Origin of the sequence: Ornithinimicrobium cryptoxanthini, assembly GCF_023923205.1 — a bacterium.
GTDB lineage: Bacteria > Actinomycetota > Actinomycetes > Actinomycetales > Dermatophilaceae > Ornithinicoccus > Ornithinicoccus cryptoxanthini.
In genome coordinates this window covers 2,503,902-2,527,101 of sequence record NZ_CP099490.1, presented here as the reverse complement: position 1 = coordinate 2,527,101, position 23,200 = coordinate 2,503,902, and the positions used below count along the sequence as shown (strand labels likewise).

At 68.7% G+C, this 23,200-nt stretch carries 16 protein-coding genes; 10 read left to right on the top strand and 6 right to left on the bottom strand.

Going from position 1 to position 23,200, the window contains the following annotated elements; all coding sequences use genetic code 11:
• Positions 1-124 precede the first annotated feature (124 nt).
• Together NF557_RS11680 and secA are read left to right on the top strand one after the other, a co-directional pair.
• Positions 125-4,024 (top strand): ExeM/NucH family extracellular endonuclease, encoded by a 3,900-nt coding sequence (locus tag NF557_RS11680; RefSeq protein ID WP_252619550.1) that lies wholly within the window; start codon positions 125-127, stop codon positions 4,022-4,024.
• 167 nt (positions 4,025-4,191) lie between these two features.
• Positions 4,192-6,939, top strand: coding sequence for a preprotein translocase subunit SecA (gene secA, locus NF557_RS11675; RefSeq protein ID WP_252619548.1), 2,748 nt, complete (start codon positions 4,192-4,194; stop codon positions 6,937-6,939).
• 17 nt (positions 6,940-6,956) lie between these two features.
• On the opposite strand, the gene NF557_RS11670 is transcribed toward secA, so the two are convergent.
• On the bottom strand, positions 6,957-7,508 hold the full coding sequence (locus NF557_RS11670) for an Rv3235 family protein (RefSeq protein ID WP_252619546.1): 552 nt from the start codon (positions 7,506-7,508) through the stop codon (positions 6,957-6,959).
• Positions 7,505-8,368 (bottom strand): LysM peptidoglycan-binding domain-containing protein, encoded by an 864-nt coding sequence (locus NF557_RS11665; RefSeq protein WP_252619545.1) that lies wholly within the window; start codon positions 8,366-8,368, stop codon positions 7,505-7,507. Before NF557_RS11665 ends, NF557_RS11670 begins: the two co-directional genes overlap by 4 nt.
• Positions 8,369-8,520: 152 nt before the next feature.
• Between NF557_RS11665 and NF557_RS11660 the strand changes: the two genes are divergently transcribed.
• On the top strand, positions 8,521-9,081 hold the full coding sequence (locus tag NF557_RS11660) for a hypothetical protein (RefSeq protein ID WP_252619543.1): 561 nt from the start codon (positions 8,521-8,523) through the stop codon (positions 9,079-9,081).
• A 4-nt stretch (positions 9,082-9,085) separates the two neighbouring features.
• On the opposite strand, the gene NF557_RS11655 is transcribed toward NF557_RS11660, so the two are convergent.
• Entirely contained in the window at positions 9,086-9,328 is a 243-nt protein-coding gene (locus NF557_RS11655) for a helix-turn-helix domain-containing protein (RefSeq protein ID WP_252619541.1), read from the bottom strand.
• A gap of 188 nt (positions 9,329-9,516) precedes the next feature.
• Here NF557_RS11655 and NF557_RS11650 point away from each other — a divergent pair, with 188 nt between their 5' ends.
• The 5 genes from NF557_RS11650 (at position 9,517) to pruA (ending at position 15,226) form a co-directional block, all read left to right on the top strand.
• On the top strand, positions 9,517-10,191 hold the full coding sequence (locus NF557_RS11650) for an SAF domain-containing protein (protein WP_252619539.1): 675 nt from the start codon (positions 9,517-9,519) through the stop codon (positions 10,189-10,191).
• Entirely contained in the window at positions 10,188-11,594 is a 1,407-nt protein-coding gene (locus NF557_RS11645; RefSeq protein ID WP_252619537.1) for a CpaE/TadZ family protein, read from the top strand. Before NF557_RS11650 ends, NF557_RS11645 begins: the two co-directional genes overlap by 4 nt.
• Before the next feature lie 12 nt (positions 11,595-11,606).
• Entirely contained in the window at positions 11,607-13,022 is a 1,416-nt protein-coding gene (locus tag NF557_RS11640; protein WP_252619535.1) for a WS/DGAT/MGAT family O-acyltransferase, read from the top strand.
• A gap of 74 nt (positions 13,023-13,096) precedes the next feature.
• A complete protein-coding gene (locus NF557_RS11635; protein WP_252619533.1) occupies positions 13,097-13,534 on the top strand; it encodes a DUF6912 family protein in 438 nt (145 codons plus the stop codon).
• 63 nt (positions 13,535-13,597) lie between these two features.
• A complete protein-coding gene (gene pruA / locus NF557_RS11630; RefSeq protein ID WP_252619531.1) occupies positions 13,598-15,226 on the top strand; it encodes an L-glutamate gamma-semialdehyde dehydrogenase in 1,629 nt (542 codons plus the stop codon).
• 64 nt (positions 15,227-15,290) lie between these two features.
• Here pruA and NF557_RS11625 read toward each other — a convergent pair whose 3' ends face one another.
• Both NF557_RS11625 and NF557_RS11620 read right to left on the bottom strand, forming a co-directional pair.
• Entirely contained in the window at positions 15,291-15,794 is a 504-nt protein-coding gene (locus NF557_RS11625) for a DUF2505 domain-containing protein (protein ID WP_252619529.1), read from the bottom strand.
• Between the two features lie 9 nt (positions 15,795-15,803).
• A complete protein-coding gene (locus tag NF557_RS11620; protein ID WP_252619527.1) occupies positions 15,804-16,271 on the bottom strand; it encodes a hypothetical protein in 468 nt (155 codons plus the stop codon).
• 125 nt (positions 16,272-16,396) lie between these two features.
• Here NF557_RS11620 and NF557_RS11615 point away from each other — a divergent pair, with 125 nt between their 5' ends.
• Both NF557_RS11615 and NF557_RS11610 read left to right on the top strand, forming a co-directional pair.
• Positions 16,397-21,196: an NAD-glutamate dehydrogenase gene (locus NF557_RS11615; RefSeq protein ID WP_252619526.1), complete on the top strand. Its 4,800-nt coding sequence runs from the start codon at positions 16,397-16,399 to the stop codon at positions 21,194-21,196.
• 111 nt (positions 21,197-21,307) lie between these two features.
• Entirely contained in the window at positions 21,308-22,846 is a 1,539-nt protein-coding gene (locus tag NF557_RS11610) for a sensor histidine kinase (protein WP_252619525.1), read from the top strand.
• 21 nt (positions 22,847-22,867) lie between these two features.
• Here the strand turns inward: NF557_RS11610 and NF557_RS11605 are convergent, their stop codons facing one another.
• A complete protein-coding gene (locus tag NF557_RS11605; protein WP_247088463.1) occupies positions 22,868-23,116 on the bottom strand; it encodes a WhiB family transcriptional regulator in 249 nt (82 codons plus the stop codon).
• Positions 23,117-23,200: the final 84 nt, after the last annotated feature.

The window sequence follows — 23,200 nt, the reverse complement described above, 5'->3', positions numbered from 1 at the left end:
GCCGGTCGTTCATCGGCGACACGTCCCAGGGTCTTCCCAGGTGTCACCGCTAGCGGCTAGTGTCCGGAGCCCAGGCCATGTCATCGGTGGCCGTTTCCATGTCGGACCCGCTAAAGGAAAAAACATGTCACGACTCACCCGACGGACTCGCGCGGTGCTTGCCGCCACGGCGTCCGTCGCCATCGCCGGGGCGCTTGCCCCTGGTGCTGCCACTGCGATCACCCCACAGGCCCCTCCCGCGCAACCCACTGTCGAGTTCGCCCCCATGGCCCTTGACGACCTGATCATCAGCGAATACGTCGAGGGATCTGGCAACAATAAGGCGATCGAGATCTTCAACGGCACCGATGCCGCCGTCGACCTGGCCGCGGAGAGCTATGTCCTGCGCCTCTACTCGAACGGCAGCGACACGCCTAGCTTTTCCATCGCTCTGACGGGCACCGTCGAGTCCGGCGGGGTCTACGTTGTTGCCAACTCGCAGCAGGCTGGCATCCCACAGATGGTGATCAACCAGCTCTCGGGTTCCCTGTCGCACAACGGGAACGACTCCTATGTGCTGGTCAAGGGAGACCCAGGGACGACCATCGACTCCTTCGGTCAGGTGGGCTTCGACCCTGGCGCGTCCTGGGGCACCACACCCACAATCACGGTCAACGCAACGCTCCGGCGGCTGCCCTCGATCTGCTCCGGCGACACGGTCACCAATGACGAGTTCGACCCCGCCGCAGAGTGGAGCGGGTTCCCGATCGACACCTTCTCGGGGCTGGGCTCGCACGTCGCTGACTGCGGGCCGTCCGAGCCGCAGACTCCGGTCATCAACGAGTTCTCCATCGACACCGCGGGCCCTGAGATCGACTTCGAGTTCTACGAGGTCTACGGCGAGCCGGAGACCGACTACTCGGATCTGTCGATCCTGCAGGTGGAGGGCGACGGAAGCTCCGGCTCCCGCGGTTCGATCATCAGCGCTGACCAGGTGGGCAGCACCGATGCCGACGGTTTCTGGCATGTTGACCTTCCCGCCAACCGGGTCCAGAACGGCACGCTCACCCTGCTGCTGGCCACGGGTTACACCGGCCAGACCGTCATCGACGCGGACCGGGACGGTGTGATCGACGAGGACATCGGACTCACCGTGGTCGACTCGGTGGCGATCCTGGACGGCAACGTCGACGACCTGATCTACTCCGAGACCGCTCTGGACGATGGGTTCGACGGCGAGGCCTTCGCTCCTGGTGGCGCCTCGCGGATCCCGGACGCGACCGACACCGACACCGCGGCCGACTGGGTCCGCAACGACTTCAACAAGGCAGGCTTCCCCGGGTTCGATGCTGTTATCCCGACGGCGGGTCAGGCCTGGAACACCCCCGGCGCCCCCAACGAGGTCTATGAGGAGGAGCCCCCGCCGCCCGGCGGCGAGTGCGGTGACGAAGCCACACTGATCGGGGCTGTCCAGGGATCCGGTGACGCCACCCCGATGAGCGGCCAGATCGTCACGGTCGAGGGCGTCGTCGTTGGCGACTTCCAGACTGGTGGCTTCGACGGCTACTTCGTCCAGGACGCCGGTGACGGTGACGCGACGACCTCCGACGGGGTCTTCGTCTACGCTCCCGGCGGCGAAGATGTCGCGGTTGGCGACAAGGTGCGCGTGACCGGCACGGCCACTGAGTTCAACGGCAAGACCCAGCTGACCTCGCCGAGCTACCAGCTCTGTGCGAGTGACGTCACCCTGCCCGAGGCGACCGAGTTGGCCTTCCCGCTGACGGACACCGACTACGAGGCGGTGGAAGGCATGTTCGTCACCTTCCCGGATTCCCTGTCGATCCTGGAGTACTTCAACTACGCACGTTATGGCGAGGTGACCGTGGGCACCGGGCTGAGCACCGCCCGTCAGTTCCAGCCGACTGCGGTTGCGGCTCCTGACTCGGCCGAAGCCGTGGCCGTGCGTGACTACAACGCCTCACACCAGATCCTGGTCGACGATGGCCTCAGCCCGCAGAACCCGCCCTACCTGCGGCACCCCGCAGGTGGCCAGTTCACCCTCGAGTACACGTTCCGCGGCGGCGACACCCTGACGAACCTCAGTGGGGTGCTGGACTACTCGTTTAACCTCTACCGGATCCAGCCGACTCAGGACGCAGACTTCGAGGCGGTCAACCCTCGCCCGGTCGAGGCGCCCGCGACAGCAGGTGCCACCATGACTGTGGCCTCGTTCAACGTGTTGAACTACTTCACCGACTTTGCCGGTCGCGGCGCGGACAACCAGGAGGAGTTCGACCGCCAGGAGGTCAAGATCGTCGCCGCGCTGGCCGAGCTGGACGCCGACGTGGTGGGGCTCATCGAGATCGAGAACAACAACGATGTCGCAGTGCAGACCCTGACCGACGCGCTCAACGACGTCGTCGGCGCTGACACCTACGACTACGTCCCGACCGGCACGATCGGCACCGATGAGATCACGACGGCGTTCATCTACAAGCCGGCGAACGTCTCTTCGGTCGGTGACTTCGCAACGTTGACCACGGCCGACGACCCGCGCTTCCTGGACAGCAAGAACCGTCCGACGCTGGCGCAGACGTTTGAGGAGATCGCGACCGGTGAGCAGGTGACCGTCGCCGTCAACCACCTCAAGTCCAAGGGCTCGTCCTGCGACGACGTGAATGACCCGGAGGACCCGTGGGCAGCCAACTGCAATGGGGTGCGTACCGACGCCGCGGAGGCGATGGTCGACTGGCTCGCCGGCGACCCGACCGGCACCGGTGCCGAGAACACCCTGGTCATCGGTGACCTCAACGCCTATGACAAGGAGGACCCGATCAACGTCTTCCTCGACGACGGCTACTCCGACCTGCTCCTGGAGCACCAGGGGGAGTACGAGTACTCCTACGTCTTCGACGGCCAGCTGGGCTACCTCGACTATGCCCTGGCCAACGAGGCGCTGGCCGGCAAGGTCACGGCCGCCGAGGCGTGGAAGATCAACGCAGATGAGCCGAGCATCCTCGACTACGACACGTCGTTCAAGCCCGACGAGCAGGATGCACTGTTCGAGCCGAATGCCTTCCGGTCAAGTGACCACGACCCGATCCTGGTCGGGCTGGCTCTGGCGGGCACGGCTCCGGAGCCGGTCGTGATCGACCGGACCTTCGGGAACAACCGGTATGCCACCTCCGCTGCGATCGCCGAGCAGTTCGGCGACGTGGGCGTGGCCTACCTGGCCAGCGGCGAGGTGTTCCCGGACGCACTGACCGGCACGGCGCCCGCCGTCCGTGACGGCGCCCCGGTGCTGCTGACCCGTCCCGGTGCGCTGCCGCAGTCCGCGCTGACGGCCCTGGACACCCTCCAGCCGGAGCACGTCTTCGTGCTCGGGGGCCCGGACACCATCAGCGACGCGGTCCTGGTCGAGGTCGAGGCCGCAACAGGAGCCACGGTGCTCCGGATCGCCGGTGATGACCGCTATGGCACAGCCTCGGAGCTGGCGCTGGAGCGTTTCACCGCGGCCGAGGTGGACACCGTCTATGTGGCTGCCGGTGAGGAGTTCGCCGACTCCCTGGCCGGCGGACCGCTTGCGGGCATCGAGGATGACCCCATCCTCCTGACCGGCACCGGTGCGCTGCCTCAGGCGACGGTCGACGCTCTCGTGGCGCTCGACCCGGCACGGGTCGTCGTGCTCGGTGGCCCTGACTGGATCCCCGACACCACGCTGACCGAGCTCGGCGCGTATGCCGACTCGGTCGACCGGGTGGCGGGTGACGATCGCTATGAGACGGCGGCCCTCATCGCCGGCCGCATCGGCAGCTCCGACGCAGCGTTCGTGGCCTCGGGAGTCGTCTTCCCGGATGCCCTGTCCGGCGCGGCCTGGGCTGGTCATGAGAGCAGCCCGCTGCTGCTCACGCGGACGGAGACTCTGCCGCAGGCGACCGCGGCAACGCTCGTGGACCGGGCCCCTGCGAGGGTGACGCTGTTCGGTGGACCGGTCACCATCACCGACGCCGTCCGCACGGCGATCGAGGAGCTGTTCGCGCAGTAGTCGATCCGATCATGGACGGGGTGTCGACGGCTGTGGCCGTCGGCACCCCGCTCGTGTCCGGGACCATGACGGCGCGTGGGTTTCGGGGTAGGCCGATCGGCGTTTAGCCTAAGGTTGAGGTCGGCGTGCGGTTCACGCAGACCAACCGCGATGTGTCAGGAGACCCTGTGGCCAAATTGTTCGAGAAGTTGCTGCGTGCCGGCGAGGGCAAGACCCTGCGCCGGCTGCAGGTCATCGCGCAGCAGGTGAACGCGCTCGAGGATGACTTCCAGGGTCTGACAGACGCAGAGCTGCGCGAGGAGACCGACAAGTTCCGGGCGCGGCTGGCGGATGGCGAGACGCTGGACCAGCTGCTTCCAGAGGCGTTCGCGACAGTGCGCGAGGCCACCGTGCGCACCCTCGGCAAGCGCCACTTCGATGTGCAGATCATGGGCGGGGCGGCGCTGCACCAGGGCAACGTGGCCGAGATGAAGACCGGTGAGGGCAAGACGCTCGTGGCGACCCTCCCGTCATACCTCAACGCCCTCACGGGCAAGGGTGTGCACGTCGTGACCGTCAACGACTACCTGGCGGAGTACCAGGCCGAGCTGATGGGGCGCATCCACCGCGCCCTCGGTCTCGAGGTCGGAGTGATCCTGTCCTCGATGACCCCCGACCAGCGGCGCGAGGCCTACGCCAAGGACATCACCTACGGCACCAACAACGAGTTCGGCTTCGACTACCTGCGCGACAACATGGCGATGGCCACCAAGGACCTCGTGCAGCGCGACCACCACTTCGCCATCGTCGACGAGGTCGACTCCATCCTGATCGATGAGGCCCGCACGCCGCTGATCATCTCCGGCCCCGCCGACGGCTCGCCGCGCTGGTACACCGAGTTCGCCAAGCTGGCCCAGCGGCTGCGCAGGGGTGCGGACGGCTCGGGCGACTACGAGGTCGACGAGAAGAAGCGCACTGTCGGCGTGCTGGAGTCCGGGATCGAGAAGGTCGAGGACTACCTCGGCATCGACAACCTCTATGAGAGTGCCAACACCCCGCTGATCGGCTACCTCAACAACGCCATCAAGGCCAAGGAGCTCTTCAAGAACGACAAGGACTATGTCAACGTCGACGGTCAGATCATGATCGTCGACGAGCACACGGGTCGCATGCTTGCTGGTCGCCGCTACAACGAGGGCATGCACCAGGCGATCGAGGCCAAGGAGGGGGTGGAGATCAAGAACGAGAACCAGACCCTGGCCACGGTGACGCTGCAGAACTACTTCCGCATGTATGCCAAGCTCGCCGGCATGACGGGCACCGCCCAGACCGAGGCCGCGGAGCTCAGCCAGATCTACAAGGTCGGCGTCGTCTCGATCCCCACCAACAAGCCGATGATCCGCGAGGACCAGTCGGACCTGATCTATCGCACCGAGCAGGCGAAGTTCGAGGCCGTGGTCGAGGACATCGCCGCGCGGCACGAGAAGGGTCAGCCGGTCCTGGTGGGCACGACGTCGGTGGAGAAGTCTGAGCTCCTCTCCGAGCAGCTGCGTCGCCGCGGCATCCCCCACGAGGTGCTCAACGCCAAGCACCACGAGCGGGAGGCCTCCATCGTGGCCGAGGCCGGCCGCCGGGGTGCGGTCACCGTCGCGACGAACATGGCCGGTCGAGGCACCGACATCATGCTCGGTGGCAACCCCGAGTTCCGGGCCGTCGCCGAGCTCAAGGCCCGCGGCCTGGACCCGGCAGAGACCCCGGAGGAGTACGAAGAGGCCTGGGACGGTGCTATCACGGCAGCCGAGGAGGCGGTCCAGACTGAGTATGAGGCGGTGCGGGGGTTCGGCGGTCTCTATGTGCTGGGCACCGAACGCCACGAGTCTCGCCGCATCGACAACCAGCTGCGTGGTCGTGCTGGCCGTCAGGGTGACCCCGGTGAGAGCCGGTTCTATCTCTCGCTCGAGGACGACCTGATGCGGATGTTCAACGCCGCGATCGTCGACCGCGTGATGCAGACCACCGGCATGGACGACAGTGTGCCGATCGAGTCCAAGGTGGTCAGCCGCTCGATCCAGAGCGCCCAGGCGCAGGTCGAGGCCCAGCACTTCGAGACCCGCAAGAACGTGCTGAAGTATGACGACGTCATGAACCGTCAGCGTGTGGTGGTCTATGACGAGCGTCGCCGGGTCCTGGAGGGGGAGGACCTCGAGGACCAGATCCGCGACTTCATCAACGACGTCGTCGGCGACTATGCCCAGACCCTGCGCGGTGATGAGGTGGATGGCGAGAGCCAGGACATGGACAAGGTCCTGGCCGAGCTGCGCACCGTCTATCCGGTGAGCCTGACGGTGGAGGAACTGGAGGCGGCCATGGGCGCGGTCGGTGGCCCCACCCCGGAGCTGCTCGCCGAGCAGCTGACCTCCGACGCCCAGCACGCGTATGACGAGAAGGAGACCCTCGTCGGAGAGGACGTCATGCGCGACGTCGAACGACGCGTCGTGATGCAGGTGCTGGATCGCAAGTGGCGTGAGCACCTCTACGAGATGGACTACCTCAAGGAGGGCATCGGCCTGCGGTCGATGGCGCAGCGTGAGCCGATCGTGGAGTACCAGCGCGAGGGCTACCAGCTGTTCCAGGCGATGATGGAGTCCGTCAAGGAGGACGCGGTCCGCACCTTGTTCCGTCTCGAGGTCAAGCCGCGTGAGGCTGCCGGAGACGCAGAGCAGGCTGGAGGGCTGGCCGTGCCGGCTGCGCTCGCCGGGCTGGTGGACGCCAAGCCGACGCCCGCAGCCGCGCTGACCTACAGCGCTCCGTCGGAGGACGGTTCTGTGGAGCAGCGCCGGGTGACGGCGGACGGTGCCACCACGACCAAGGCACCGGTCAAGAGCGCGGCCACCGGCAATCGGGCGGAGCGACGCAAGGCACGCAAGGGCAACTGAGCCGGCCGGCGCCGCGGTCAGCCGATCTCGAGGGCGGTGATCAACCAGCGCCCGTCCACGCCGCTCATCCGCAGGGCCAGCGCGCGCACCCGCGAACGATAACCGATGACGGCAGCGACCTCGGCCACCCCGTCGACGGGCTCGCAGACCCGGATCGCGCGCACGTGGAGCGGCCCGCCGGGACGTTGGTGCCGCTGCCGGGCGAGGACGCCGCTCTGCGCGATCTGGTCGCGCAGGTCGGGGGCGACCCACCTGCCGAGCTGGTTGGCGGGTCGCAGTCCGTCCATCGACTCCAGGATCGCGGTGATCAGCCGCCGGGCCCAGAGCTCTGGATCCGGCAGGACCTGACGACTCGTCGACTGAGGGCCGAAGAGGACGTCGTGACCCTCCCGACGGAAGTCCACGGCGAGCGAGCCCTGGATGTAGCGCGGGTCAGGCGTAGCAGGGCGCTCACCCTGGGGCAGCGGCGTCGGCTCGCAGTCCGGGATCGGCAGCACGGTCAGGTGGGACGGCCGAAACGGTGCCGCAGAAGGACCACGGAAGGCCTGCAGGACCGGCTGCGCGCTCACGGTGCCACCTGCTCGAGGGGGGTTGCAGCGGCGGCCAACAGGTCGTGAGGCGGTGGCACCAGCAGGGTGCCCGGCAGGATGAGGTCGGGGTCCGCGCCGATCACGTCGCGGTTGGCCTCGAACCACAGTGGCCACGCGGCGGCGATCGTCGGTGCGTCGGCGTCGGCCCCGAGGTGGCGGGCGGTGATGTCCCACAACGTGTCGCCGGCGCGGACCACGATCGAGTCCGGTGCCGCCGTGCCACGGCTCACCAGGTCGATCGAGGTGGACGAGGGTGCGGTCCGTGGCGGTTCAGTCGGACGCCACCCTGGCTCCGGTGCGCCGGCCGCGGGTGCGTCTGTCCCGGTGGCCTTAGTCCCAGGCGCCTCGGTGCCGGGTGTCCCGGCTCCAGCAAGCGTCACCAGAGCTGTCCTCGTGCCTGGACCGCCGCTCGCGGACACGGACTGCGTTGCGCCCCAGCCGGTCTCCGGTGCTGCGTGAGCGACACCCGCCGGAGTGAGCACCACCGCGGTGGTCACAAGTCCTGCGGTGATCCGAGGCACCAGGCGGGGCGCAAGACGCGTGGTGAACGAGCGCAGTGGAGCAAGTCGGGCACCGGGCAGCGCAGCGGCGGAGCCGGCGAGGAGGAGCACTGACAACCACGCCGACACCAGGCCTGCAGCGGCGAGGACGATGATCTCGAGACCCTGCGCCACCTCGATGCTGGCGCTCCAGGCGTCCTGTCCGACGGCGCCCACGACCCGTTGCCAGCACGCCGTGGAGACCCACCCCAGCAGAGCCGCGCCCAGCGCACCGAGCACCGCTGCCCCGCCGGCCGTATCGCGGCCCACCCACCCGTTGTCCTTCTTGTCCTGTCTCATCTCGTGGCCCCTCCAGCACCTAAAGCGTTCAGTTGCGATCATTTGCGTTCACTGTACGCCATTAGAGCCTATAAGAGCTGTGAGGGCAAGAGGAGCCGTGGTGTTGTGGATGATCGTCAGCGGCGTCTGGCGTGTCCGGCACAATCGACTCCATGCGATGGACAGACCTGTTCGACGACCTCGAGGCGCAGCTGGCGGCACAGGAGGCAGCGCAGGTGCAGGGGGAGGTCGCCGAGCACACCCGGGCGGCACTGGGCCGGGTGAGCCTGAGCGAGCGGTTCCTGGCCGACCTGGGTGCTCGGGTGCGGCTGAGTCTGCGTGGGGGACTGGTCGTGGAAGGAGCCCTCTCCGAGGTGGCCTCGGACTGGCTTGTGCTGCAGGAGGACGGCGCCGCACGTCCCCGTGAGCTGCTCATCGTGACCGCGACGGTCCTGAGTGTCAGCGGCCTGTCGGGACGCTCAGATGCGGGGCGGCCCAGCCGGGTGCAACGGTCCCTGGACCTGAGGCAGGCACTTCGCGCGCTTAGTCGCGACCGTGCCCTGGTGCGGGCGCACGACCTTGATGGGGGGCTGGCCCTGGGCACCATCGACCGGGTGGGAGCTGATCATCTCGACCTCAGCAGGCACCCCGATGACCTGCCGCGCCGGGACCGCGACGTCTTCTCCGTGGTGTCGATCCCCTATCAGGCCCTGGTCTGCGTGGCCCGCAGCTGATCGCTTAGGGCTGGTCGTGGTCCGGTCCTTTGCCCACCTCGCCAGGCACCTTCTCGATGCTCTCGCGCGTCTCGGCATACATCCGCTCGATGTAGTCCTCGAGCATGGAGGCCTCGACCCGCCACACGCCCCGTCCGCCGATCTTGAGCGCTGGCAGCGACCCACCGCGCACCAGCGCCTTGGTCTGCGACATCGTGATGTTGAGGGTCTCGGCGACGTCGGTGAGAGTGAGGAACCGTGGGGTCAACAGACTGCTCCATCTGGTGAGCGGGAGGGGCGGGTGGCGAACCTTGACCGAGATTTTACCTGTCCTGGGTGGTTCTCGAAGTTGCCCTGTGGACAAGATGATCCCGCTGCTCCCCGGCGGCTAGCCTGACCTCGCCTGGGTGGATCAGACCAAGAGGACCAGCAAGCGACTACGGGGGCTGACGACACATGACTGCAGCACGAGGTGATCACGCGACGATCCCTGTCGCCCGGCGACTGCGAAGACCCGGTTGGCGGGACACCCGGCTCCTCGTCGGCCTGCTGCTGGTGCTCCTGTCGGTGGCAGGCGGCGTCCGCCTGACCTCGGCGATGGACGAGACCACCCCGGTGTATGCCGCCACGCGCGACCTCCTGCCCGGCCAGGAGGTCGGTGCTGATGACCTGATGCCGGTGCGGGTCCGGATGGACGCCCCGATGGCGCACTACGTCGACGCCCACCAGCAGGTCGCTCCGGGCACCGTCATGCTGCGGCAGGTCACCGAGGGCGAGCTGGTGCCCGCGACCTCTCTGGGGACTGCCAGCCAGGCTCACGACAAGACCGTCACCGTGCCGGTCGACCCCGCGACGGCCCAGACCTTCACCGTCGGCACGGTCGTGGACGTGTGGGTGAGCCGGCGCGACCCGGACGAGGTGGGCACCGCCTATCTGGACCCGGAGCTGCTCCTGGCCAAGGCGGTCGTGGCTCGCACCCCCACGAGCTCCACCAGTCTGGGCATGGGAGTGGGCCGGGCAGCCGTGCAGGTCGTAGTGCCCGCCGACCAGGTCGGCGCGGTGATCTCGAGCGTCGACCAAGAGGCCAAGGTCACGCTGGTGCCCTCGCCCGGGTCCGGGGCCACCTCGTGAGCCTGCCGCTGCTGACCGCGGTCACGCCACGCTATGAGGCGCAGCTGGCCACCCGGCTCGACAGCAGCCGGGCCGTCCACGTGGTGCGCCGGTGCGCCGACCTGGCTGAGCTGCTCGGCTCGGCCGCTGCAGGGATCGGCCGGGTGGCCGTCGTCTCCGCTGACCTCCGGGGCCTGGACCGCGCTGCCATCCAGCAGCTGAAGGACCACGACGTGCTCGTCCTGGGTGTGCATCGCCCCGGCGACGAGGGCGGCGAACGGATGCTGCGTCGCTGGGGCGTCCAGGTCGTGCTGTCGGCCGACGCGGAGCAGCCACAGCTCGAGGGTGCTCTGACCGAGCTGGTCAGCAGCCCCCAGCACGACGACGGCCAGGGTGGATCCGCTCCCGGGACGTCCTCAGGGGGTCCGGGCAGTGCCTTCCGAGACCGACCTGCACACCCGGCCCCGGACCGTGCTGATCCCGCTGACGGCACCGGCCAGGGCCAGCGGGACGAGGCTGCGGACGAGACCGACCGGCATGAGGGCGAGGGACCCAGCTCACTCGACGCCCTCGAGACAGGTCGCGGCACGGTGGTCGTCGTCTGGGGGCCGGTGGGCTCACCGGGACGGACGACCCTCGCGGTCAACGTCGCTGCCGAGCTGGCCGAGCCCGATCAACCCGTGATCTTGGCGGACCTGGACACCTATGGCGCCTCGGTCGCGCAGGTCCTCGCCGTCCTCGACGAGGCTCCTGGCGTGGCGGCTGCGAGTCGCGCGGCAGACCAGGGGAGCCTCGACCGCGCGACGCTGAGCAGGTTGGCGATCCAGGTCGTCCCGGGACTGCGGGTGCTCACCGGCATGCCCCGCCCCGACCGGTGGCCCGAGCTGCGCGACCATGCGGTGCAGGACGTGCTGTCGGCGTGCGCCGATCTGGTGCCGGTCACCGTGGTGGATGTCGGCTTCTGCCTGGAGTCGGATGAGGAGCTCAGCTTCGACACCACTGCCCCGCGGCGCAACGGAGCCGCGCTCGCCGCGCTCGAGGTCGCTGATCACGTGTTGGTGGTGGGGGCCGCTGACCCGGTGGGGCTGCAACGTCTGGTGCGCGGACTGGACCAGCTCGCCGGCGTGACCGCGGCTGCGACGACTGTCGTGGTCAACCGTGTGCGGGCGGAGGCCATCGGCAAGAACCCGGCCCGGTTGGTGCGCGAGGCGCTCGTGCGGTTCGCCGGCGTCGAGGACGTGATCCTGGTGGCGGAGGACCAGGCCGGCGTCGACGCAGCAGTCCTGGCTGGCCGCACGTTGCGAGAGGCGCGACCCTCGAGTCCGGCCCGGGTGGGCGTGCGCGAGGCCGCCTCCCGCGTGACCGGACGGGAGCTGGCAGCACCCCGGCGACGCGTTCTGGCGCGGCGGGCTGCCGCAGTCTGACACGATGGGGCCGTGCTAGATCGTCTGACGCCGGTGGACTCGTCGTTCCTCTATCTCGAGGGACCCGTGACCGCCATGCACGTGGGTTCGGTGCTGGTCTTTGAGACCCCTGAGGAGGGCTTCGACCACGACACACTCATGGCTCTGGTGGCCAACCGGATCGCCTACGTGCACCGCTACCGGCAGCGCATCCGAGCGGTGCCGGCTGGACTCGGCGGCCCCGTCTGGGTCGATGACGCCGACTTCGACCTGACCTACCACGTGCGGCGTTCTGGACTGCCCCGTCCGGGCACCCACGACCAGCTGGCCGAGTTCGTGGCCCGGATCCAGTCCCGGCTGCTCGACCGGAGCCGTCCGCTGTGGGAGATCTATCTGGTCGAGGGCCTCCAGGACGGTCGCTTCGCGCTCGTGTCCAAGACCCACCAGGCCATGGTGGACGGTGTGCACGGGCTTGACATCGGACAGGTCATCCTCGATGAGAACCCGGTTGACGTGGTCCCGATCGTGCAGACCTGGACCCCGGCGCCCGAGCCCAGCGACGCGGAGCTGCTCGCCCGCTCCGCGCTCAGCACCATGACGTCTCCGCGCCGGCTGTGGGACGGCGTGCGCGGCGGTGTGACGGACCTGCGGCACACCGGTGTGAAGGTGGCCGAGGCGGCCCAGCAGGCGGGGACCGCGCTGGTGCGCACCGCAGCGAGCCCCGCACCCCAGACGCCGCTGAACGTCGAGGTGGGCTCAGGTCGTCGCGTGAGGCTGATCGACCTGGACCTGGAGGACTTCCGACTGGTCCGCCGACGCAAGTTCGGTGCCGGCGACCTGGAACACGTCTCCGTCAACGACGTCGTGCTCGCGACCCTTGCCGGCGGACTGCGGGAGTGGCTGATGACCCGCGGAGAACCCATCACCACATCGAGCACCCTGCGGGCCATGGTCCCGCTGTCGGTCGAGGGCGGCGCGGTCGAGTCGCACGTCGGCGGCCCGGTGGTCGCCGCCTTCGTCGACCTGCCCATCGGCGAGCCCAGCGCGGCGATGCGGTTGCAGCAGGTGAGCTATCGGATGAGCAAGCAGCTGAGTGCGGGGCGGTCCATCGGCGCGGCCGGGATCGTGGGACTGGCCGGCTTTGCCGCCCCGACCCTGCACAGCCTCGCCGCCCGCGCGGCGAGCGTCATGTCCCGCCGGGTCTTCAACCTGGTGATCAGCAACGTCCCCGGGCCGCAGGAGGCCCGCTTTGCCGGAACCGCCCGGCTCCTGGCTAGCTATCCGGTGATCCCGCTGGCGGAGGGGCAGGCCCTAGCCATCGGCCTGACGTCATACGACGGCCGGGTCCATCTGGGCCTGAACGCCGACCGCGACGCCATGCCCGACCTTGACGTGCTCGCGGACTGCATCCTCTCTGCGCTGGCCGAGCTCGTGGCCGACGACGACTGACCCACGACGACTGACCCACGACGACTGACCCACCACGACTGACCCACGACACCCCCGACGAGGAGATCAGCATCATGGCAGGCATCCACCCACAGATCCGGTGCTACATCCCCCTGACGGCCGAACACGTGCGGGCGCTGCACGAGGACGGAAAGGTGGAGGGCGATCTGGTCGCCTTCGTGGTCACCGACTCCGTGCGGCGGTCAGACCCAGACGGTGACGTCGAGGCCTGGGAGTTTGCCGCCCTCCAGGACGCCGCGGGCTACTGCCTGCAGGAGGGACAGCCGGTCCTGGTCGCAGCGGCTGACGTGGGTCGGGACGCGATCGACGACTCCGGTCCGACCGGGTCCCGGGTGCTGGTCCGCGGCCCGGTGGCCCTGCCCCGGATCGCCTCGCTGCATCTCGGCGACGACCTGGTCGGTGTGACGGCGCAGGTCTCGGACGACGAGTCGGTGGTCGAGCTGTCCTGGTATGACGCGACCGAACTGGTCGATGTGCGTGCTTTGCTGTGATCCTGTGATCATGGAGGAAGGCCTCGACGTGGAGGCAACCCGACCGACTGGAGGACAGACACCATGGACGCCGTGACCACGGTTCCCGACCCCATCAACGAGCCGGTGAAGGACTACGCGCCGGGCAGCCCCGAGCGCGCCGAGCTGGAGGCGGCCCTGACCGAGTTGGCGGGCAACCCCGTCGAGCTGCCCCACGTCATCGGGGGTCAGCGGGTGACGGGCGCTGGACCGGAGGTGCAGGTCGTCCAGCCGCACGCCCACGCCGAGGTGCTGGGCACGCTGCACACTGCTCAGGCGGCCGACGCGACGGCCGCCATCGACGCCGCCCGCGAGGCGGCACCGGGATGGGCGGCGTTGGACTTCGACGACCGGGCGGCGATCCTGCTGCGGGCGGCAGAGCTGCTGGCCGGGCCCTGGCGTGCCCGACTCAACGCCGCGACCATGCTGGGCCAGTCCAAGACCTCCTACCAGGCCGAGATCGACTCGGCGTGCGAGCTCATCGACTTCTGGCGGTTCAACGCCTACTTCGGTCGTCAGATCCTCGCGGACCAACCGATCCGCAACGCCCCGGGCGTGTGGAACCGCACCGACCAGCGGCCGCTTGAGGGATTCGTCTATGCGGTGACTCCCTTCAACTTCACCGCGATCGCCGGCAACCTGCCGACGGCTCCGGCCCTGATGGGCAACACCGTGGTGTGGAAGCCGGCGACCACACAGCAGCGGGCCGCCTCCGTCATCATGGAGCTGCTCCAGGAGGCCGGGCTTCCCGACGGCGTCATCAACATGGTCACCGGTGACGGCGTCGAGGTGTCCAAGGTCACCATGGACCATCCCGATCTGGCCGGTCTGCACTTCACCGGGTCGACCCGGGTGTTCCAGATGCTGTGGGGACAGATCGGCGCCAACATCGCCAACTACCGGGCCTACCCACGGATCGTGGGTGAGACGGGCGGCAAGGACTTCATCGTGGCGCACCACTCGGCCGACGTCGACGTGCTGCGGACGGCGATGGTGCGTGGGGCGTTTGAGTACCAGGGTCAGAAGTGCTCGGCCGCCTCACGGGCCTACGTCCCCGCCTCGCTCTGGGCCGAGCTGAAGGACGAGCTGGTTTCGGTCACCGAGTCGATCCCGGTCGGTGACGTGCGCGACTTCGGCAACTTCATGGGCGCGGTGATCGACGACCGGGCCTTCGCCAAGCACAAGGAGGTCCTGGACCGGGCCAGGTCCGACGACGCCGTCACGATCGTGGCCGGTGGGACGTATGACGACGAGGTCGGCTATTTCGTGCGGCCGACGATCCTCGAGGTCACCGACCCGACCCACGACACCTTCACCACGGAGTACTTCGGCCCGATCCTGGCTGTGCACGTATATCCCGACGACGAGTTCGAGCAGATGCTCACGCAGATGGAGTCGGTGGCCGGCTATGCACTGACCGGCGCGGTCATCGCCCGCGACCGTGCGGCGGTGGCGCTGGCCACCGAGAAGCTTCGCTTCGCGGCCGGCAACTTCTATGTCAACGACAAGCCCACCGGCGCGGTCGTCGGGCAGCAGCCCTTCGGTGGCGCCCGGGCGTCCGGCACCAACGACAAGGCCGGTTCGATGCAGAACCTGATGCGGTGGACCAGTGCCCGCTCGATCAAGGAGACGTTCGTGGCGCCGACGCAGTGGCGCTACCCGCACATGGGCTGACCTGGACCATCAGCACGGGCGGGCCCCCCGCGAGATCCTCGCGCGGGGTGGCCCGGCTGGCAGGTCACGCGGAGGCGTCCTCGATCCACTCCCGGCTGAGGCGACCCTCGAGCCGCAACGAGCTGGCGATCACGGGTGCGATGGCCTTTTCGATCTTGGCGCCGAGGAACGGGACGCTGGCTTTGAGCTCGCCCTCGACCGTGTGCTCGGTGCCCTCGCCAGCCGGGGTCAGATAGACGCTGCCTGACATGGTGACGGGGGTGCGCGGGATCTCCACCTTCAAGGACGCGGAGTGCCCGCCGTCCTCGTCTGCCGTCAGCCCCCACACCTGGGTCTCGATGACATCCACGGAGTCACCCACGAACTTCTGGACGAAGTCGGGGAAGGCGTCGGTGGGCAGGCGACGTCGGGTCACGATGGTGCGCGCGTCCTCCTCGACCTCGATGGCGACCTCGTGCTCAAGTGCGCCAGAACGCGTGCACTTCAGCTCCTGGTAGTCGGGGGAGCAGATCATCTCGAACACCTGCTGCGGGGAGGCGTCGTGCTCGACGGTCTCGTGGATCCTCATGGGGACACCTTAGATCGCTGGAGCGGTCAGGGCTGCGACGGCACGACGCACAGTGCGCTGAAGTCGTTGCCGTGCCGCCGCGGGTGACTCGTCCGCCACGTCCTGCACGAGCCGTTGCAGGCCGGCGGCGAGCAGGTCGAGGCTCGTGCCGACCCGGTCGGCCAGGGGCTGGGTGTCCACCGGTGCCTGCTGGCCCCACTGCGCCACCACGCCGGCAGCCCGGCGACAGCGTGCCGCCAGGGCGGAGCAGGCGACCCTGTCGAGGGGCAGCTCACCCGTGGGGACATGGGGCGGTGCGGGCAGGTCGGGGCGGGAGAGGTCGGTGCGCCCCTGCGTGAGGTCGACGATGGCGTCGGCAACCCGGTCGAGGAGGTGACGCACCAGGAGTTCGAGGCTGCGATCCCCGAGCGGTGCGTCCAGGGTGCTGAGCTCCTCGGCCAGACCGAGCAGTGGCAGCGGTGTGGACGTCCCAGACATGGCGCACACCCTACGGCGGACCGGTGACACTGTGCTCAGGTCGTCCACCGGCCAACGCGCTAGGCTCACTCTGACGCACGACGACGTGCGCTCGCGGGACGCACCGACAGGAGATCTGCCTCATCATGTCGCTCGACGACACCTTGCTGAACCGGTTGTACCGACACGTTGCCCACACCGATCTGATGGAGCGGGATCCCGCGGTGCGAGAGGCGATCGCGGGCCAGATGATCGCCCTGTCGAAGGAGCGGCCGGCGGGCAGGACCTCGGTGCGCGTCTTCAACCCCTCGCGCGCTGAGGACGGCTGGACCTCGCGGCATACGGTCATCCAGGTGGTCACCGAGGACCGGCCGTTCCTGGTGGACTCGGTGCTCGGCGAGCTGAGCCTTCGCGGACTGGGAGTCCACCTGCTGGTGCACCCGCAGGTGGTGGCGCGCAAGGTCGATCACGGCACAGAGCCGTCCGACGTCGACGTGGCCGAGGCCGGACCGGATGACGTCGTCGAGTCCTGGATCCACGTGGAGATCGACCGCCTGACCCGTGAGTCCTCCCGCGAGGATCTTGAGGAGCGGCTGCGCAAGGTGTTGGCCGACGTCCGCCGGGCGTGGGAGGACTGGCCCGCCATGCGGGAGCGTGCCAGGGACATCATCGCCGAGCTCACCGCCGGTGTGCCCGACACCGTGGACCCCGCGACGGTCCAGCCCACCATCGACTTCCTCACCTGGCTGGAGGACAACCACTTCACCTTCCTGGGCTACCGCGAGTATGAGCTCGTGGTGGAGGACGGTGTCGAGGCTCTGCGCTCCCGACCGGAGACCGGCCTGGGCATCCTGCGGGCCCGCAGGGGAGAGGCGCCGTCGGTCAGCCGGCTGCGGCCGGAGGCGGTCGCCACGGCACGCGAGCCGCGGTTGCTGACCATCACCAAGGCCAACTCGAGGGCAACCGTCCACCGGCCGGTCTACCTCGACTACATCGGCGTGCGCGAGTTCAGCGAGGCCGGCGACGTCGTCGCCGAGCGACGTTTCCTCGGACTGTTCACCCAGAGCGCGTATGCCGACTCCGTCAAGCGGTTGCCCGTCATCGGGGCCAAGGTGCGCACGATCATCGAGCGCAGCGGGTTCGCGTCGGACAGTCACTCCGGCAAGGACCTCATGGGGGTCCTGGAGAACTATCCGCGCGACGAGCTGTTCCAGGCCGACACCGACTGGCTGGTGGACAGCGCCAACGAGGTCCTGCACCTGCAGGAGCGTCGTGGCTCGCGCCTGCTCGTGCGCAAGGACGAGTTCGGTCGCTTCGTCTCGCTGCTCGTGCTGATGCCGCGGGACCGGTTCAACACCGCCGTCCGGCAACGCATCGAGACACTGGTGCGGCAGGCCTACGGCGCCGAGACCGTCGACTACTCGACGAAGGTGGGGGAGTCGCCCTTGGCTCAGGTGCACTACGTGCTGCGGATGCCGCCTGGCAGTGACATCCCCGAGGTCGACGCCGTGGCACTCCAGGCACGGGTCCAGGAGGCGATGCGCACCTGGCACGAGCAGCTGGCTGACGTCATCGTGGAGCACGAGGAGGACGAGACCGTCGGGGACACGGCGGCGAGTTTCTCGGCCGCCTTTCCCGAGGGCTATAAGGAAGACTTCGACCCGGCGACGGGCTATGCAGACCTGGCCCGGATCCGCTCCGTGGTGGCTGACCCCAAGCGGACGATGGCGCTGCACCTGTATGCCGAGGAGGGCGCGCCCGCAGACCAGCGGCGACTCAAGCTCTATCGCCAGGATGCGATGACGCTGACCGAGGCGATGCCGATCTTCAGCCACCTGGGCGTCCAGGTGACCGACGAGCGGCCCTACGTCGTCGAGGAGGAGGACGACGAGATCGCGATGCGGATCTATGACTTCGGGCTCGAGGCCAAGGACGCGCAGGTCTGGGAGGGGGACGACAACCGCACGGCCGAGCAGGTGGCCGCCGACTTCGAGGAGGCCTTCTCCGTCGCGTGGAGCCGTCAGGGGGAGAGCGACAACCTCAACTCGCTGGTGCTCGACGCCAACCTCAACTGGCGATCTGTCGTCATCCTCCGGACCTTGGTGCGCTACCTGCGACAGGTGGGTTCCTTCAGCCTGGAGTACCTCGAGGAGGCGCTGACCACCAACCCGCACATCGCCCGGCTGCTGGTCCGGCTCTTCACCGTCCGCTTCGACCCCTCGACCGGCGCCGACGACGCCGCGCGAGACGAGAGCGCCGCCGCGGTCATCGACCAGATCCAGGACGCGCTCCAGGAGGTCGCCAGCCTCGACCAGGACCGGATCATCAAGTCGCTGATCTCGGTCGTCGAGGGCACGCTTCGCACCAACTTCTATCAGCTTGACGAGGACGGCAGGCCCAAGCCGCACGTCTCCCTCAAGCTCAGCCCGCGCGACATCGAGGGTCTGCCCGAGCCTCGCCCGGCCTACGAGATCTGGGTCTATGCCCCCCGCGTCGAGGGGGTGCACCTTCGGTTTGGTGCCGTCGCCCGCGGTGGCCTGCGGTGGAGCGACCGGCGCGAGGACTTCCGCACCGAGGTCCTGGGCCTGGTCAAGGCGCAGATGGTCAAGAACGCGGTGATCGTGCCGACCGGCTCCAAGGGCGGCTTCGTGGCCAAGCAGCTGCCCGACCCCAGTGACCGGGACGCCTTCCTCAACGAGGGCGTTGGCTGCTACAAAATCTTTATCAAGGGTCTGCTTGACGTCACCGACAACCGGGTCGACGGACAGATCGTCCCGCCCGAGAACGTCGTGCGCCGCGACGGGGACGACAGCTATCTGGTGGTGGCGGCCGACAAGGGCACCGCCAGGTTCAGTGACATCGCCAACGGCGTCTCGCGGGACTATGGCTTCTGGCTGGACGACGCCTTCGCCTCCGGGGGTTCGGCCGGCTATGACCACAAGGGCATGGGCATCACGGCCCGTGGCGCCTGGGAGTCGGTCAAGCGCCACTTCCGCGAGCTGGGCCACGACACCCAGACGCAGGACTTCACGGCGGTCGGCATCGGTGACATGAGCGGTGACGTCTTCGGCAACGGCATGCTGCTCTCCGAGCACATCCGGCTGGTCGGTGCCTTCGACCACCGACACGTATTCCTGGACCCAGACCCCGACGCCGCGCGCTCGCACGCCGAGCGTCGTCGCCTGTTCGACCTGCCGGGCTCCAGCTGGGCCGACTACGACACCGCGCTGATCAGTGAGGGTGGTGGGGTCTATCCCCGCTCGGCCAAGTCGGTCTCGATCACGCCACAGGTGCGGGAGGTCCTCGGTCTCGAGGACGACGTGACCGAGATGTCTCCCAACCAGCTGCTGAGCGCGGTGCTCAAGGCGCCGGTCGACCTGCTGTGGAACGGCGGCATCGGCACCTATGTCAAGTCCGAGGCGGAGTCGGACGCGCAGATCGGTGACCGCGCCAACGACGCCATCCGGATCAACGGTGGCGACCTGCGGGTCAGGGTCGTCGGTGAAGGCGGCAACCTCGGCTTCAGCCAGCGCGGGCGCATCGAGGCTGCCAACGCCGGCATCCACATCAACACCGACGCCATCGACAACTCGGCCGGGGTCGACACCTCCGACCACGAGGTCAACATCAAGATCGCGCTGGCGCCCGTCGTCGCCAGCGGCGACATGGCCCTTGAGGAGCGCGACGAGCTGCTCGAGTCGATGACCGGCGAGGTCGCCCAGCGGGTGCTGCGCACGAACTACGAGCAGAACGTGCTGATCGGCAACGCACGCGACCACGGTGGGGTGATGACCCCGGTGCACCGTCGCCTGATGGACCACCTGGCCGAGCACGCTGGGCTGGACCGCGAGCTGGAGTTCCTGCCCGACGACCGCGCGATGGAGAAGCTTGAGGAGGCCGGCAAAGGGCTGACCTCACCGGAGTTCTCGGTGCTGGTCGCCTACTCGAAGCTGGACCTGAAGGAGTCGCTGAGCGAGTCCGACCTGCCCGACTTCCCGTTCTTCGCCGACACCCTCAGGGCCTACTTCCCGCAGCCCCTGAACGAACGGCTGGGGGAACGGATCGGTGACCACCCGCTTCGTCGCGAGATCATCGTCAACGATCTGGCCAACTCGATGGTCAACCGGGGCGGCATCACCTTCGCGTTCCGCTGCATAGAGGAGACCGCGGCCAACATCCCCCAGATCGCGAGGGCGTTCGTCGTGTGCCGCTCGGTCTTCGACATGGCTGGCTTCATGGAGCAGGTCGAGGCGCTGGACAACAAGGTCGACACCGCACTGCAGACCAAGCTCTACCTCGAGTTCCGCCGCCTGATGGACCGCAGCGTGCGCTGGTTCCTCAACAACCAGTCGCTGACGGGACACCTGGAGTCGGAGATCAACCGGTTCACCGGGCCGGTCAACTCGATCCGTCCCAAGATCGGGGACTTCCTGCTCGGGGCCGAGGTCGAGCGGTTCCAGTCGCAGGCGGCGCAGGCCCGCGACGGTGGTGTCCCAGAGGAGCTGGCCCTGACGTATGCCGGGCTGCTGGACTCCTTCTCGGTGCTGGACATCGTGGAGCTGGCCGAGGAGGAGGACCGGTCGGTGGAGGAGACCGCGGCGCTCTACTACGCCGTCTCCGAGCGGTTCCGCATCGACACGTTGCTCAACCGGGTGGCGGAGCTGGCGCGTCAGGACCGCTGGGACTCGCTGGCGCGCGGCGCGATGCGCGACGACCTCTATGGCGTGCTGAAGGCGCTGACCCGCACGGTGCTGAGCAGCACCGAGAGCACCTCCGGGGTGGGCCGAGCCCAGCTCGAGGGCTGGGCCGAGGCCAACGCGGAGGCGCTGACCCGCGTCAGCCAGGTGCTCAGCAGCGTCGATCGGCTGTCCTCACCCGGGATGGGCCCGCTGTCGGTGGCACTGCGTGCCCTGCGCGGCCTGGTGCGACAGGGGGCCAGCAACTGAGCGGCATACCCATTGTTTTGAGGTAGATCGGATCGCCTCCCGCGCACCTGTCGGGTGATCGGGACCGGGGCTGGGATAGGCCACGATGGGTCGGCGCGTTAGTCTGCGCACGTGCCGACCCTTCGTGAAGTCCTCGGCCACCAGGCGTCCCTGCCCCGGGCCGATGCCGACTGGCTGCACCGACTTGTCGGCGACTGGCAGATGGTCGCTGACCTCTCCTTCTCCGACCTGACGCTGTGGGTGCCGACCAACCACGAGGACGAGTGGGCGCTGGTGGCCCACGCCCGCCCCACGACCGGCCCCAACTTCTACAACGACGACGTCGTCGGCCTGCGCGCGTCGAAGGAGCGGCGCGAGATCCTGGTCCAGGTGCGCTCCAGCAGGCGCCCGGTGGAGCCGCTCACGTCGGAGTCCGTCGAGGAGCAGTATGTCCCGGTGGTGCGGGCCGGTCACGCCGTCGGCGTGCTGGTCCGGCACGCCAACCTGCACAGCATGCGTCAGCAGGGCGGGCTGGAGGTCAACTATCTGCAACTGGCGCAGTCCCTGCTGCAGATGATCGGTCAGGGCACCTTCCCCAGCGACCTTGCCCCGACCGGAGTGGGTCGTGGGACGCCGCGGGTCGGGGACGGGGTGGTCAGGCTCGATGCCGAGGGGCACATCGACTATGCGAGTCCCAACGCGATCTCTGCGCTGCGCCGGCTCGGGCACACCGATCAGGTCAACGGCACCGATCTCTCGGAGATCGTCACGAGCCGGTTGCCCACCGGCGCCACCCTGGACGAGACGATGCCGCTCGTGCTCACCGGCCGCGCGCCGTGGGGGACCGAGGTCGAGACCGCGCGGGTCAACCTGACGATGCGGGCGGTCCCCCTGCTCGACCACGGGACCCGTTATGGCGCGATGCTGCTGCTGCGTGATGTCAGCGAGCTGCGCCGACGCGAGCGGGAGCTGCTGACCAAGGACGCCACGATCCGCGAGATCCATCACCGGGTCAAGAACAACCTGCAGACCGTGTCCGCGCTGCTGCGCCTGCAGTCCCGCCGCCTGGACGACCCCGGGGCTCGGTTTGCGCTGCAGGAGGCAGGACGTCGGGTGTCGACGGTGGCGCTGGTGCACGACACGCTCAGCCAGGGCTTCGACGAGACCGTCCTGTTTGATGAGATCGCGGTCCGGATCGCCCGCGCGACCGTCGAGGTCGCCTCGCGGGGCGCGCGGGTGGTGGCCGAGCACCGCGGGTCGTTCGGCCGCATCCAGGCCGAGGACGCGACTCCGCTGGCGATGATCCTGGCCGAGCTGGTCCACAACGCCGTCGAGCACGCCTTCGACACGAGCACGCCGGTGACCGGGGGTGAGCCCGCAGGAGTCGTCATCGTGGAGGCGGTGCGTGGCCGTCCTCAGGCCGGCGGCTCGGAGGCGGGTGGCTCGGAGGCGGGCGGCTCGGACGCGGGCGGGGAGGTGTTGACCGTGACGGTCACCGACGACGGCCGCGGACTGCCGGACGGTCAGGCTCCCAGCGGCGGACTGGGCACCCAGATCATCCAGGCCCTGATCAGTGATCTGCGCGGCGAGATCACTTGGGGCACAAAGGAGCCGCACGGAACCGTCGTGCGGTTCGTCGTGCGGCTCCGGGGGCTGTCAGCCCAGGCGTGAGGCGCTGCGTCGAGCGTTGCCTCAGCCTGCGCGGCGGGCGCGAGCCTTGCGGCGCTTGAGCGCGCGGCGCTCGTCCTCGGACAGGCCGCCCCACACCCCCGCATCCTGGCCGGTCTCGAGGGCCCACTTCAGGCAGGTGTCCATGACCGGGCACCGGCGACAGACGGCCTTGGCCTCCTCGATCTGCTGCAGGGCGGGACCAGTGTTGCCGATCGGAAAGAAGAGCTCCGGGTCCTCGTCCAGGCACGCAGCGCGACTGCGCCAATCCATCTACATGCTCCTTGTGTTCTCCGCCGAGGTCCCGAGGTGATCGGGTCCGGCTGTGATGCGACCCAAAAATTCGTGTCGCCTGAT

Coding starts and splice junctions, on each gene's coding strand:
- NF557_RS11680 (WP_252619550.1), top strand. CDS start 125: ATGTCACGACTCACCCGACGGACTCGCGCGGTGCTTGCCGCCACGGCG.
- NF557_RS11665 (WP_252619545.1), bottom strand. CDS start 8,368: ATGAGACAGGACAAGAAGGACAACGGGTGGGTGGGCCGCGATACGGCC.
- NF557_RS11660 (WP_252619543.1), top strand. CDS start 8,521: ATGCGATGGACAGACCTGTTCGACGACCTCGAGGCGCAGCTGGCGGCA.
- NF557_RS11650 (WP_252619539.1), top strand. CDS start 9,517: ATGACTGCAGCACGAGGTGATCACGCGACGATCCCTGTCGCCCGGCGA.
- NF557_RS11635 (WP_252619533.1), top strand. CDS start 13,097: ATGGCAGGCATCCACCCACAGATCCGGTGCTACATCCCCCTGACGGCC.
- pruA (WP_252619531.1), top strand. CDS start 13,598: ATGGACGCCGTGACCACGGTTCCCGACCCCATCAACGAGCCGGTGAAG.
- NF557_RS11625 (WP_252619529.1), bottom strand. CDS start 15,794: ATGAGGATCCACGAGACCGTCGAGCACGACGCCTCCCCGCAGCAGGTG.
- NF557_RS11620 (WP_252619527.1), bottom strand. CDS start 16,271: ATGTCTGGGACGTCCACACCGCTGCCACTGCTCGGTCTGGCCGAGGAG.
- NF557_RS11615 (WP_252619526.1), top strand. CDS start 16,397: ATGTCGCTCGACGACACCTTGCTGAACCGGTTGTACCGACACGTTGCC.
- NF557_RS11605 (WP_247088463.1), bottom strand. CDS start 23,116: ATGGATTGGCGCAGTCGCGCTGCGTGCCTGGACGAGGACCCGGAGCTC.